13 protein-coding genes are annotated in these 12,615 nt (G+C 33.8%); 5 read left to right on the forward strand and 8 right to left on the reverse strand.

Features of this window, described 5'->3' with window-relative positions:
- Nucleotides 1-49: 49 nt before the first annotated feature.
- The 6 genes from A9G45_RS06810 to A9G45_RS06835 form a co-directional block, all read right to left on the reverse strand.
- Nucleotides 50-778 carry a uroporphyrinogen-III synthase gene (locus tag A9G45_RS06810; RefSeq protein ID WP_065567483.1) on the reverse strand — a complete coding sequence of 243 codons (729 nt, stop codon included), beginning with the start codon at nucleotides 776-778 and terminating at the stop codon, nucleotides 50-52.
- Nucleotides 775-1,695 (reverse strand): hydroxymethylbilane synthase, encoded by a 921-nt coding sequence (gene hemC / locus A9G45_RS06815; RefSeq protein WP_065567482.1) that lies wholly within the window; start codon nucleotides 1,693-1,695, stop codon nucleotides 775-777. Before hemC ends, A9G45_RS06810 begins: the two co-directional genes overlap by 4 nt.
- A gap of 123 nt (nucleotides 1,696-1,818) precedes the next feature.
- Complete coding sequence (purB, locus tag A9G45_RS06820; RefSeq protein WP_065567481.1) at nucleotides 1,819-3,186, reverse strand: adenylosuccinate lyase; 1,368 nt, start codon at nucleotides 3,184-3,186, stop codon at nucleotides 1,819-1,821.
- Nucleotides 3,187-3,242: 56 nt separating this feature from the next.
- Nucleotides 3,243-3,881, reverse strand: coding sequence for a high frequency lysogenization protein HflD (gene hflD / locus A9G45_RS06825; protein WP_065567480.1), 639 nt, complete (start codon nucleotides 3,879-3,881; stop codon nucleotides 3,243-3,245).
- A gap of 13 nt (nucleotides 3,882-3,894) precedes the next feature.
- Nucleotides 3,895-5,007: a tRNA 2-thiouridine(34) synthase MnmA gene (gene mnmA / locus A9G45_RS06830; RefSeq protein ID WP_065567479.1), complete on the reverse strand. Its 1,113-nt coding sequence runs from the start codon at nucleotides 5,005-5,007 to the stop codon at nucleotides 3,895-3,897.
- A gap of 257 nt (nucleotides 5,008-5,264) precedes the next feature.
- Nucleotides 5,265-5,954: a LexA family transcriptional regulator gene (locus A9G45_RS06835; RefSeq protein ID WP_065567478.1), complete on the reverse strand. Its 690-nt coding sequence runs from the start codon at nucleotides 5,952-5,954 to the stop codon at nucleotides 5,265-5,267.
- Between the two features lie 151 nt (nucleotides 5,955-6,105).
- Here A9G45_RS06835 and A9G45_RS06840 point away from each other — a divergent pair, with 151 nt between their 5' ends.
- Nucleotides 6,106-6,360, forward strand: a complete 255-nt coding sequence (locus A9G45_RS06840) for a helix-turn-helix domain-containing protein (RefSeq protein ID WP_065567477.1) — start codon at nucleotides 6,106-6,108, stop codon at nucleotides 6,358-6,360.
- Between the two features lie 81 nt (nucleotides 6,361-6,441).
- Here A9G45_RS06840 and A9G45_RS06845 read toward each other — a convergent pair whose 3' ends face one another.
- Nucleotides 6,442-6,999 (reverse strand): YggT family protein, encoded by a 558-nt coding sequence (locus tag A9G45_RS06845; RefSeq protein ID WP_065567476.1) that lies wholly within the window; start codon nucleotides 6,997-6,999, stop codon nucleotides 6,442-6,444.
- A 36-nt stretch (nucleotides 7,000-7,035) separates the two neighbouring features.
- Nucleotides 7,036-7,737 (reverse strand): YggS family pyridoxal phosphate-dependent enzyme, encoded by a 702-nt coding sequence (locus A9G45_RS06850; protein WP_065567475.1) that lies wholly within the window; start codon nucleotides 7,735-7,737, stop codon nucleotides 7,036-7,038.
- Between the two features lie 36 nt (nucleotides 7,738-7,773).
- Here A9G45_RS06850 and A9G45_RS06855 point away from each other — a divergent pair, with 36 nt between their 5' ends.
- From A9G45_RS06855 to cspE, 4 genes are all read left to right on the forward strand, one after another.
- Nucleotides 7,774-8,718, forward strand: a complete 945-nt coding sequence (locus A9G45_RS06855; protein ID WP_065567474.1) for a type IV pilus twitching motility protein PilT — start codon at nucleotides 7,774-7,776, stop codon at nucleotides 8,716-8,718.
- Between the two features lie 502 nt (nucleotides 8,719-9,220).
- Nucleotides 9,221-10,621, forward strand: coding sequence for a hypothetical protein (locus tag A9G45_RS06860; RefSeq protein ID WP_141673634.1), 1,401 nt, complete (start codon nucleotides 9,221-9,223; stop codon nucleotides 10,619-10,621).
- 343 nt (nucleotides 10,622-10,964) lie between these two features.
- Nucleotides 10,965-11,774, forward strand: a complete 810-nt coding sequence (gene proC / locus A9G45_RS06865; protein ID WP_065567472.1) for a pyrroline-5-carboxylate reductase — start codon at nucleotides 10,965-10,967, stop codon at nucleotides 11,772-11,774.
- Nucleotides 11,775-12,079: 305 nt separating this feature from the next.
- Nucleotides 12,080-12,289: a transcription antiterminator/RNA stability regulator CspE gene (cspE, locus tag A9G45_RS06870; protein WP_034909833.1), complete on the forward strand. Its 210-nt coding sequence runs from the start codon at nucleotides 12,080-12,082 to the stop codon at nucleotides 12,287-12,289.
- The last annotated feature ends 326 nt before the right edge of the window (nucleotides 12,290-12,615 follow it).

The raw sequence follows: 12,615 nt of genomic DNA on the forward strand, positions 1-12,615 counted from the left end.
CCTTTAATGGTTTTACTTGGCATATAAACATCGTATTAATCTATTTTTATTATGTCGTTATAGCATGGTTTATCGTTACAGCCTCAAACAGATTTTGATTATTGGCACTATTGACCAGTAGAATTTTTTGCCATTTAAGTTGTTTGGCTTTTGCAAAGATTCGTTGGCTTGTGACAACAAGATTAACCTGCATTTTATGTTTAAGATTGCTATATAACTCAAGTTGGATTAAGTGTTCTAGGCTGGTAATAATGATAATTTGGTTTTCAGTATTTCTAGAGAATATATTCGATGGATAGTTGATTGGCTTGCGATCATAACACGCTATAGATTTAACCTTAGCTTTTCGATTTGTTAATGTTTGTGCTAATAATTGTCGTCCCGAATTGCCACATAAAATTAAAATGGTATGGTTTTGTACAGATTCTTGTTGAAGTTTTGCCAATAACCCTTCGCTATTTTCTTTTTCGGGATAGTTGATTTTAGCTGTAGTGAATTGGCTGAATAATTGTGCTGACTTTTTGCCTATTGCGTAATAACGAATGTTAGTTGGCAATATTAGATTTGAAAAATGTGCATTAATAACATGCGTAACTTGCGGTGAAACAATAATGACTATATCGTTGGGTACAAGATTATTGAATTGTTCTTGTAAATTTAGAAGCTCATTTCCTTGTGAGATTTTAAAAAATGGGAGATGCTGCGCTGGCAAGTTTGCTTGATTAAATAGTTGGGCAAGCTTTTCACCCTCTGGAGAGGGTCTGGTTACAAAAATCATTTTTGATGTAATTCCTGTAATATTGTTTTTGCACCTTGTTTTAGCAGGCAATTTGCTAGCTCTTGTCCTAGCCTTTCTGCTTCGGTTAAACTACCAGTTAACGAGGCTTTGATTATGTTAGAACCATCAATGCATCCAACAAGGCCCTCTAATAATAAGGTATTATTATTTAATTGACTATAGCAAGCAATGGGGACTTGGCAACCACCTTGTAAGGCTTTATTCATCGCTCTTTCAGCTTGGATACAAATGTGGCTATTTTTATCATCAAGCACTGAAAGAATATCTAATATTTGCTTGTCATTTGTTCTTGTTTCAATGCCAATCGCACCCTGTCCAACAGCAGGTAAAATTAAGCTGGTATCAATATATTGTTTGATTCTGCCATCTAATGCCAACCGTTTTAAGCCAACTGCAGCTAAAATAATTGCGTCATACTCATTATTGTCGAGCTTCGCTAAACGAGTGCCGACATTACCTCGAAGTTCTTTAATTTGTAAATGTGGATATTTAGCTCGCAATTGACATTGACGTCGTAAGCTTGATGTGCCAACCACTGCATTATTGGGTAGTTCATCTAGGTTTGAATATTTATTTGAAATAAACGCATCACGTACATCATCTCGTTTGCAAATTGTCGTGAGAGCTAGCCCTTCGGGAAACTCAGCAGGAATATCTTTTATCGAGTGGACAGCAATATCTGCCTCATTATTTAGTATTGCTTGTTCTAGTTGTTTAACAAAAAGGCCTTTTCCTCCAATTTTTGATAGTGGGCTATCAAGTAATACGTCACCTTTAGTTGTCATAGGGAGCAAATCCACCGTTAAATTTGGGTGAGCAGCTAATAGCTGTTGCTTAACAAAATTAGCTTGCCATAGAGCTAAAGGGCTTTTTCGTGTTGCAATGCGGATATTCAATTACAGTTTCCTATCTCTACAAATTATATACTTTTATTTGACTCAATTAATGAGTTTATTTTACAGCCTGAAAGGTTTGCAGTAGCTCGTTTCAGGCTATTTATTAGATTTAAGTGGTTATTATTATAGTTTGTCAACAAAACTCGTTGCGTAACCGATATAGTTAGCTGGGGTTAGCTGTTTTAATCGCATTTTTTCAGCTTCGGGCAACGCTAAAGAGTCGATAAATTGTTTAATGTCTTGTACATCAACACGTTTCCCTCTAGTTAATTCTTTTAATTTTTCGTAGGGTTTTTCTATTCCATAACGACGCATAACTGTTTGGATAGGCTCGGCAAGCACTTCCCAATTACAATTAAGTTCTTCAAGTAAATAAGCCTCGTTGACTTCAAGTTTATTTAACCCTTTTAAAGTTGATTGGTAAGCGATAATGGCATAGCCAATGCCAACTCCAAGATTACGTAAGACTGTTGAGTCAGTTAAATCGCGTTGCCAGCGAGAAATTGGCAATTTGCTGCCTAAATGCTTTATGATAGCATTGGCAAGCCCTAAGTTGCCCTCTGAGTTTTCAAAGTCAATCGGGTTAACTTTATGTGGCATTGTAGAAGATCCTATTTCACCTGCAATAGTCTTTTGCTTGAAGTGATTTAATGCAATATAGCCCCAAATATCACGATCAAAGTCGATTAGAATGGTATTAAAGCGTGCTACACAATCAAAGAATTCTGCAATATAGTCATGAGGTTCGATTTGTGTGGTATAAGGATTCCATTTTAGTCCTAGCGAGTAGACAAAATCTTCACTGAATTTATGCCAATTTACTTGTGGATAAGCTACAATATGTGCATTATAGTTGCCTGTCGCTCCGTTAATTTTCCCCAGTATTTCAACCTCTTGTAACTGTTTTAACTGGCGTTTTAGGCGGTAAGCTACATTGGCAAATTCTTTACCGATTGTTGTGGGGGTAGCTGGTTGACCGTGTGTTCTTGAAAGTAGTGGTAAGTCCCGATAAGCTTTTGCTTGTGCGCTGATGTTATCAATTAGCTTATTCCAATAGGGGATTAAGATAGACTCTTTAGCTGTTTTTAGCATTAATGCATAAGATAAGTTGTTAATGTCTTCTGATGTGCAGGCAAAATGAATAAACTCATTGATTGCGTGTAATTCCTCGTTTTTGCTGACTTTTTCTTTTAAATAATACTCCACCGCTTTGACATCATGATTGGTTGTTTTTTCAATTTCTTTAATGCGATTTGCATCTTGTTCGCTAAATTGTTCAATAATTTGGTTCAGATGATCGATAGCTGATTGGCTTAAGGCTGGAATTTCTAAAATATCTGCTTGTGAGGCTAATTTTTGTAGCCAACAAATCTCGACTTGGACACGGTATTTTAATAAACCATATTCGCTAAAAATGGTGCGTAATTCTCTTGTTTTTTCGCCATAACGCCCATCAATGGGTGAAAGGGCTGTAAGTGCAGATAATTCCATCGGTTTAACTCCGTTGCTATTTTGAAATATCAGTTATAAAGTGTAAGCTAGTTTGCTCAATTAATTTGCTCTAATAGCTGTTGTGCAGCGCTACAAATGCGCTTGCGGTTAAAAATAAGTTGAAAACGATTGCCACCAACTTGATACCATAAAATGGCGGATCGAACACAACCCAAAAGCGCTGTTCTTACTTTAGCTTGCACTAATGTGTTTTGCAAAAACTCGACTTTGCCAATCACTTTAATTTTAGTTGATATAGGGCTGATGATATCAGAATAAATTCCTGCTAAAGAATAAGATAGGTCATCAATATGCGCTCTAACAATTTCATCACTTATATCGGGATAAAGTGATGATATACGTTTTAATCGCTGATCTATCTTATCTAATGCGTCATTGTTTTTTAGTAGTTTGCTTGTAATGCTAAGTGTGCCAAACAGGTAACGAATAATTTGGGTTTGTTCTTTTTGCCCCGATGATAATAGTTGTATTAATGTTTGTAATCCTGTTTTGATGTTTTCAATGCCATCATAAACATCGTCTGTAGTCTTTGGCGTAATTTTAAAAACGCTTTTTATTGCTTGTTCATAAATTATAGTACTGCAAACACCCGTGTTAGCAAGTTGAGGCACTAATATTGCGCTTTGTACAGCACCAGCAAGCGCAATAGCAATATGATGGTATTTATTATTCACTTTTTAGAACTCCTTACTTACTGCTTTTTATTCGTTCTTCTATAATACCACCACCAAGGCATACCTCGCCGTTATAAAATACTGCTGATTGACCTGGTGTTACAGCTGCAACAGGACTATCAAAAATAACTTTGATTTTGTCATCAGTTAATGGAATAACTTGGCAGGCTATGTCTTGTTGGCGATAGCGTGTTTTTACGGTACAATTAAATGGTTGAGTTACCACTTTACGGTCAACCCAATGTAGTTGCTGAGCAATTAACCCGTCTGAAAAAAGTGCCGGGTGGTCATGACCTTGCGCTACAATCAATTCGTTATTGGTTAGATCTTTATCAACAACATACCATGGCGTGTCATCTGCCTGTTTTAGTCCACCAATTCCTAAGCCTTTTCGTTGTCCTAACGTATGATACATAAGGCCTTGATGTTGACCAATCACCTCGCCATCGACAGTACGAATTTTACCTGCTTGAGCGGGTAAATATCGTGCTAAAAAGTCACTAAATTTGCGTTCTCCAATAAAACAGATACCAGTTGAGTCTTTTTTAGTTGCAGTAGCTAGACCAAGTTGCTGTGCAATTTTACGCACTTCAGGTTTTTCAAGTTCACCAACGGGGAATAAACTTTGATGGATTTGCGATTCACTAAGAGTATAGAGAAAATAACTCTGGTCTTTGTTGTTGTCGATACCTCGCAGTAACTCAACTTTATTATCTACTTCTCGTTTGCGCACATAATGTCCAGTTGCAATGTAATCAGCACCAAGATCTTCAGCTGCGTATTCAAGAAATGCTTTAAATTTAATTTCTTTATTACATAAAATATCAGGGTTTGGTGTGCGTCCTGCTTTGTATTCAGATAAAAAATGCTCAAAAACATTATCCCAATACTCGGCAGCAAAATTAATAGTATGTAGTTTAATATTTAATTTATCACAAACAGCTTGGGCGTCTGCTAAGTCAGCAGCGGCTGAGCAATATTCTTCTGTGTCGTCTTCTTCCCAGTTTTTCATAAATAATCCAACAACATTATATCCTTGTTGTTGTAATAAATAAGCAGAGACAGAAGAGTCAACGCCACCAGACATACCGACAACGACTTTTTTTTGAGTTTTTATATTTGGCATAATGATTATATTAATAGGTAAAATTAATCAAAAAATTTGATGCTAATTTTAACATAATTAGGGAAAAAAGCATAAAGTTATGCTAGTAGCGATTGTCATGTTAGTTTAGTTTTTGCGCTAGTTTTATACTAAAATGCTCATTTTCCAAAAATTTTGATGTTTTATTTGGCACGGAAAAAAACGAGATGGTAATGGATTAAAACAGCTTTATTCTATCAAATTCATAAAGCTGTTATTATTTAAAAGGTTAATTAGAATTAGTTAAGATCTTTTAATAAGTAAACAACAAGACCTATAATTTTAAAATCTTGAGGTTCAGATTTATCACCAATGATAGCAGGGTACTTAGGGTTGTCACAAAGTAACGCTAAATTAGCACCTTGATTTTGAATGCGCTTAATACTAATTTGATCCTCATATTCCACTGCATATAAGTAGCCATCAATTGGTTTGCAATGCGCCTTGTTAATAATAAGTATATCATGATTTGATATTGTAGGCTCCATACTATCACCTTTTGCCCATACCGCAGTTAAGTCTTCGTAGTCACAACATTGATGTTTTATTAAGTTAACATCAAAAGGAATTGATTCAATTTGTGAATAAGAATTATTCGTTTCGTTTAGATGGTGGAATGGGATATGCACAGAACTGCGACGTTTGGATTCTGGCAATAAACGACATTCTCCTTTACCTGTTACTAGCCACTCAATCGGAATATCACATTTTTGGGCAATAATAGCTAGCCTATTTAATGCTGGATAGGTTTTCCCTGACAGGTAATCCCGTATTACAGCTTCCGACATACCAACTTTTTTAGCAAAGGCATTACCTGATATGCCTTCTAATACTAGATTTAATCTATTCCTAAAATTAATTACTCCTGTATCGGTTAGTGCTCGTGTTTTTTCTTTTTCATATTGTTTTTTTGCGTTGCTTTTGGTCATTTTCTGTCCCTTTCCATGTGTTTTTTTGTTTTTGTTATTTTAATTCGTTTTTTTATGTGTTATTCTTTGCTAGGTGATTTCTTATATTTTGAGCATTGTAATACCGATAATCTTTACAATAGCAAAAGTTTAACTAATAGAGGATCTCATAATGAGAGAACAAGATCAAGACTGGACACCATCTAGAGTTGTAGGCGAAATTAAAATAAGAGGGGGGAATTTAAGAGCATTGTCGAGAGCTAGCGGATTGCAGGCCGATACTTTGAGGAATGCATTATATCGACATTGCCCTAAATATGAGCGAATTATTTCTGAATATTTGCAAGTTCCTGTTGAAAAAATTTGGCCATCACGTTATCAATCAAAAGGCCAAAATAATATAAATATAAAAAATACTAAAATGTGATTATTTTTTACAAAATATACTGTGAATTATATTGATGTTTACAGATAATCTGAGGGAGCTATTGCTCCCTTTTATTTTGTTTTAAAGCAACAACCACAAATAGCCAAAAATATCGACAGCGAACCTATTTAAAAACATCAGAATAAACACAAAAATCATAAATGAAATATCAATCATACCAATTGGTGGCACAATACGTCGTATAGGTGCAATAAAAGGCTCCGTTAACTGAGCAAGAAGCTCATCAGCATTTGATTGTCCGCGACTAATCCAACTTAAAATTGCTCGAAATAACAATAACCAAAATAATAAATATCCAAACGCATGAGCTATTGCTGCAAGAGCATAGAGAAGGTATTCACTAGACCAAATCGGCGTGTTAATTATTCCATAATGGCAAATAAAAATAATTTTAATCAATGCAAATAGGTATAACAGCAACCAAGTGGCGGTATCTATACGTCCAATTGAAGGAATAGCTTTACGTAATGGGCCAATAACAGGCTGAGTAATGCGAACAATAAATTGGGTAAAAGGGGTATAGAAATTCACACGTACCCGTTGCATCCATAACCGTAAAATTAAAATATATAAACATGCCGTTAAGACCGATTTCCCTAAAAAATAAAGTGATGTCATTTAAAACTCCTTAACTAAATATATTTTGGCAATATATCACAAATACTGCCTTGCCCCAAAGATAGCAGTACCAATACGAACCATCGTGCTACCTGCAACAATCGCAGCTTGCATGTCGCTACTCATACCCATGGATAATGTGTCCATAAATGGATAATCAGCTTGTAAAGAATGCAAAAGTTTCTGCATTTTGGTAAAGACATTTAATTGTTTGCCAAAATCATCTTCTATTTCAGGAATGGCCATTAATCCGCGTAAATTTAGATTGGGTAGCGCAATAATTTGTTTTACTAAACCCGCAACTTCTTCAGGAGCAACTCCTGACTTACTGGCTTCTTGGCTAATATTGACTTGAATTAGTACATTTAATTTAGCCATGGATGTAGGACGCTGATCATTTAAACGTTGAGCAATTTTAAAGCGATCAATGGTATGCATCCAGTCAAAATTTTCTGCCACTAATTTACTTTTATTCGACTGTAAAGGCCCAATAAAATGCCAAGTTAAAAGTTGGGATGGCATAGTTTTTTTGAAATATTGGATCTTTTCTATGCCTTCTTGAACATAATTTTCACCAAAAGAAAATTGTCCAGCACTTATTGCTTCTGTGATCTGTTGTACTGGTTTAGTTTTACTAACTGCAATAAGTTCTATTGTATTGGGATCTCGTTTGCATTTTGATGCGATTGTTTCAATTTCATTTCTAATAGCTAATAAATTGTCATGTATTGTATTCATTTTAATTCCCAATTAATAATTACTAGGTTAATTGTAATGTTAAACTCCATATTAGCGCTTAGTGTAACGCAAAATGCTTCAGATTTGCATCTTTCAAGTGGCGAAGCTGTACGGATTCGCATTAATGGGCAACTACAGATTTTATCAAAAGAAAAATTGTTACCATTAAACTTAGAAATTGAATTATTAAAGTTACTGAATGAAGTACAAAAAAAACAATTACAACAAAATAGACAAATTGATTTGGCCTATCAAACGGCAGGAATAGGTCGATTTAGGGTCAATATTTTTTATCAACAACGGGGCATTTCAGCTGTATTTCGAATAATTAAAAATTATATTCCCGATCTATCTGAGATAGGCGCACCAGAGGTTTTTAAGAAACTAATCAAGTACGAAACAGGTATAATATTAGTTACTGGTTCGACTGGAAGTGGTAAATCAACCACGCTTGCATCATTAATTCAGCACATCAATTTGACCCAGTCTAAGCACATTATTACTCTAGAGGATCCTATTGAATTTATCTACCAAAGTCAAAATTCATTAGTTCAGCAAAGAGAACTTACCTATTTTGATCATGCCATTATTGATAGTATTTTAAGACAAGATCCTGATATTATATTATTAGGTGAATTACGCAATAAACACGCAATTCAAGCAGCATTAACTGTCGCTGAAACTGGTCATTTAGTTTTTGCTACTTTGCATACAAATTCTGCTATTCAAAGCATAAATCGTATGATTGATGTATTTGAAAGCAACTCACATGATTTTATCCGTACACAATTAGCTAACAGTTTAAAAGCTGTTATAAGCCAAAAACTAGTGCCTACCGAACAAGGACGTAAAGCATTGTTTGAAATTCTAATCAATACACCGGCTATTAGTAATTTGATTAGTGAAGGAAAAATTAAACAAATTTTTTCGATTATGCAGACCGGGCAACAGTATGGCATGCAAATTATGGCTGATAATTAGGGATTAGCTATTATACAGTTCTATGCCAATCTAATTTTTGAATGATAACAACGAATAAATAAAAGTAGATCTTTACAAAAAATAGTTTTTTTTATTTTTTAACTGTGTGCTTTTTAGTTATAATTGAACGATTCTTATATATTCTATTTATGAAAGCGATTCACCTAGTCTAGGTATTATAAAATTTGTTATGAAGCTGCAACTTGAAAAAATGGAAGAAAAATGATAAAATGATAATACAGGCACACACATTGAACAATGTCGAAAGTTAACACTACCATTATGGATTTCATCCTTTTTTAAGGTTTTCCAGTGCTTTCCTTATCATAATACATACCTAATAATATTTTTAAATTTTGTACAACAAATAAAACCTGTATTTTTAATAAAAATAACTAAAGCATATGGTAATATTCTTGAGTTAATACATATTCTTTTAAATATTAGACATAATGTTTTCAAAATTATGATGGCGCTATTCGGTTTACTAATATCTAATAACGTGGCATCAATTTTATCTGCTGTAACAACAAAAGAGATTTATGGTAGTGCGCCATACTTAACTTCTGATGGTGGACGTTCGCATGCTGATTCTGTTTCTCCATTATTGTCAATTATGCTACCTGATAATAAAGTTATTAATGCATTAGAAGATGGATCAAGTATGGAAAGTCCGATAATGTTAGATAAAAAATCTGTTACTTTTGCTGATATAAAAACGTTGGTACCATTTAAAAACTATCCAAATATATTAACCGATGAAGTTATTGATAATAATGGTTATTGGCAAGATGATGATGGCGATAACCTTAATCACACAAGCACAAGTAAATTAATTATTAACTGGCAAAATTTGGAAGGTCAAGATATAACTAGTTATGTAAAAAACAACTCAAATAGCGTATTGAATGGGTGTGATGCGCCTTATAAACTGACCTTAGAATTAGATGATATTGAAATAGTGACTCAATATGGTATACCATCAAAAAGTGGTAAATTTACAGGTGGGAAACATACCTATTATATTTACCCTAAAATTGATAAGCCTAAATTTTGTTATGCTAAACCGAATTTAGAATTTGATTTTCATTCAGGTAAAATCCCTTATGATGGAGCGATTTCTTCTATTAACGCAGGAAATGGCGAGTGGAATAAACATAGGGGGTTTTATGCTTATAATCCAGCTAATCCTGGCGCAAATTTTCCAACCACAGGCTCCCATAATTTGTTTTTTTATTTGAGTGTTGCAGGAATGAAAGCACAAGAATTTATTAATGCAAATGGTAATACAATTAGCAAAGGGGGAGTGACATTAAAATTAAATGCTGAAAATAATTCTCCTACTGGTTTAGTTAAAATGACTTTAATTGGTCCTAAAGAAAATAACCCTAGTGCTTTCCAGCCCTCGGTTTTTTCATTGCATGGTACCCACAATGAACCATTATATAGTTTTAAACTAGAGCGTTGGTATGTGGCTAAAAAAGGTGGTGCAGGGGGGTATCAAAATGCTGTAACGTTTTGTAATAGTTTTAATGGTGGTGGGTATCGTGTAATTAAAGTACTGGACTTTTCTAATTCAAATCGAGCAGGAAGTGTTGATTGGCAAAATGGTATAATAGACGAAACTTATTTACGAAAAATTAGTTATAAAGAAAATGGTTATTGGATGGGAGGATTACTTAGCGAATGGGGGCGTATGACTCAAATTTACTACAAAGACAGTGATTGGGAGTTTTTTCAAGTAGGTGATCCGGAGTGGAAGGATGCAACTAACCGTGCATATTATTGGACATCAGATCAAAAATACAAGGGCACTAATTTTGTTGTAGAGGCTAATAATGGGCTTGTTGGTGATAGAGGGCATTCAGATCAAGATTATAGAGTAGCCTGCGTTACTCCTTAATTTGTAGTTATCATCTAAAACAGATCTAATCATGATTATTTAGGCAAGTAAAGAACTCAATTTTTTGCCTAGATAATCAATAAAGTTCATACAGATGTAAACTAAGAACTAATCTGATTGCTAATTAGTTTTTAGACAATACGCCAGCAAATGCTACTTTTCTTATTTAAAAAGTAAAATGTTTAACAACTATTGATCACACACTTTAATAGAAATTAGTTTTAGATTTAAAAATACTTATGAATATAGTTAACAATAAACTATATTGTTAAAAAGTGAGTTTTGTATCAAAAAAATATTCTATAATTGTGAAAAAGCATTGATATTAAAAGGTGATAAATAAATGGAACAAAAAATTGGTTTTATTGGTTTAGGTAACATGGGAAATGCCATACTGCAAGGTATTTTGGGTAGTAATATTGTGCCAGGAACACAAATTTATGTTTATGATCATCATCTGGAAAAAGGTCAAGTTCTTAATCAAACTTATTCAGTAAATGATCTCGATTCAGCAAGAGATGTTGCTCGTGAGGCCGATATAGTTTTTATTGCGGTTAAACCTAATGTGATTATAGATGTTCTTACAGATATTCAGAAAGAATTAAAAAAGAATACAATTGTGATTTCAATTGCTGCTGGAGTTACTATTAGAGCAATTGCAAAATGTATCGGCTATGAACAAAAAATAGTTAGAGTTATGCCAAATACACCCGCTTTAGTTAATGCGGCAATGTGTTCCATTACACCAAATACCGAAGTAACTGATGGAGAGCTAACTATTGTAGAAACGTTACTAAACTGTATCGGCAAAACTGAAGTTGTGCCAGAATATTTAATTGATGCTGTTGTTGGCGCTAGCGGCTCTTCTCCTGCATTTGTCTTTATGTTTATTGAAGCATTGGCTGATGGAGCCGTAAAAGGCGGATTATCAAGAAAGCAAGCCTATAAATTTGCAGCACAGGCTGTTTTTGGTTCAGCAAAAATGCTATTAGAAACAGGCAAACATCCTGGCGAATTAAAAGATATGGTTTGTTCTCCTGCAGGTACAACAATTGAAGGTGTACAAATGCTTGAAGCTAAAGGGTTTAGATCGGCTATTATTGATGCAGTAGAAGCAACGATAAAAAAATCTCAAGCAATGGGAAAAGATTAATATCATAAAATTTATCATGTTATACACCTAATATAACATGATAAATTGTTATAACTAATAATAAAATCAACAAATTTAAAAAGATTCCTTGCATTAATAAACTAATTATGAGTAAATAGTACCAAGCATATGACATGCGGATTTATTTTGTAACATTTCGATATATGTAGTTTGTAGTTTACTATGTCTTAAAGATTAGTTTTCTTCAGTATCTTCTTCTTAGTGTTAGTAAGTAATCGAAGTTTTATGTTTTTGTATATAGCCTATAGTGGCTAAGATTAATTTATTTATATAGGAAGATTATTATGTCTAAGAAAACTGGTCAAGTTAAATGGTTTAACGAAAGTAAAGGTTTTGGTTTTATTTCCCCTGCTGATGGCAGTAAAGATGTATTTGTGCACTTTTCTGCAATTTCTGGCGATGGGTTTAAGACATTAGGTGAAGGTCAACAAGTTGAATTCTCTATCCAAGATAGCCCTCGTGGACCTGCAGCAGCGGATGTTACAATTATCTAAAATCTATACTTTATATTTTTAGTTTTATTATCTTATCGGTACTAGTTACTGGTAAGGTATTCTTTCTTGGCTTTCCAATTACTTTTAATTTTCTAGTTTCTTTCAGCGATTTCCTAGTAACGATATTCATCATCCAATAAAAACATAAACATGGCATAATAAAAAACATTGGAAAAGTTATTATCTATGGTTTTATTTGACCTTTATAAGATTGATTATTTGAGCCATATAAAGCTATTTTAATAAAATAGGTAGCTCGGGTTAAAATAATTAGAATGCACAATGACTAAACAATAAGTTGCAAAGTTTAAAGCAAGCAACAAATT

Origin of the sequence: Gilliamella sp. HK2 (assembly GCF_001690265.1) — a bacterium.
GTDB lineage: Bacteria > Pseudomonadota > Gammaproteobacteria > Enterobacterales > Orbaceae > Gilliamella > Gilliamella apicola_C.

What these genes read in the sequence shown, in the direction of transcription:
- A9G45_RS06810 (WP_065567483.1), bottom strand. Translation starts at nt 778, where the DNA reads ATGATTTTTGTAACCAGACCCTCTCCAGAGGGTGAAAAGCTTGCCCAA.
- purB (WP_065567481.1), bottom strand. Translation starts at nt 3,186, where the DNA reads ATGGAATTATCTGCACTTACAGCCCTTTCACCCATTGATGGGCGTTAT.
- mnmA (WP_065567479.1), bottom strand. Translation starts at nt 5,007, where the DNA reads ATGCCAAATATAAAAACTCAAAAAAAAGTCGTTGTCGGTATGTCTGGT.
- A9G45_RS06835 (WP_065567478.1), bottom strand. Translation starts at nt 5,954, where the DNA reads ATGACCAAAAGCAACGCAAAAAAACAATATGAAAAAGAAAAAACACGA.
- A9G45_RS06840 (WP_065567477.1), top strand. Translation starts at nt 6,106, where the DNA reads ATGAGAGAACAAGATCAAGACTGGACACCATCTAGAGTTGTAGGCGAA.
- A9G45_RS06845 (WP_065567476.1), bottom strand. Translation starts at nt 6,999, where the DNA reads ATGACATCACTTTATTTTTTAGGGAAATCGGTCTTAACGGCATGTTTA.
- A9G45_RS06850 (WP_065567475.1), bottom strand. Translation starts at nt 7,737, where the DNA reads ATGAATACAATACATGACAATTTATTAGCTATTAGAAATGAAATTGAA.
- A9G45_RS06855 (WP_065567474.1), top strand. Translation starts at nt 7,774, where the DNA reads ATGTTAAACTCCATATTAGCGCTTAGTGTAACGCAAAATGCTTCAGAT.
- proC (WP_065567472.1), top strand. Translation starts at nt 10,965, where the DNA reads ATGGAACAAAAAATTGGTTTTATTGGTTTAGGTAACATGGGAAATGCC.
- cspE (WP_034909833.1), top strand. Translation starts at nt 12,080, where the DNA reads ATGTCTAAGAAAACTGGTCAAGTTAAATGGTTTAACGAAAGTAAAGGT.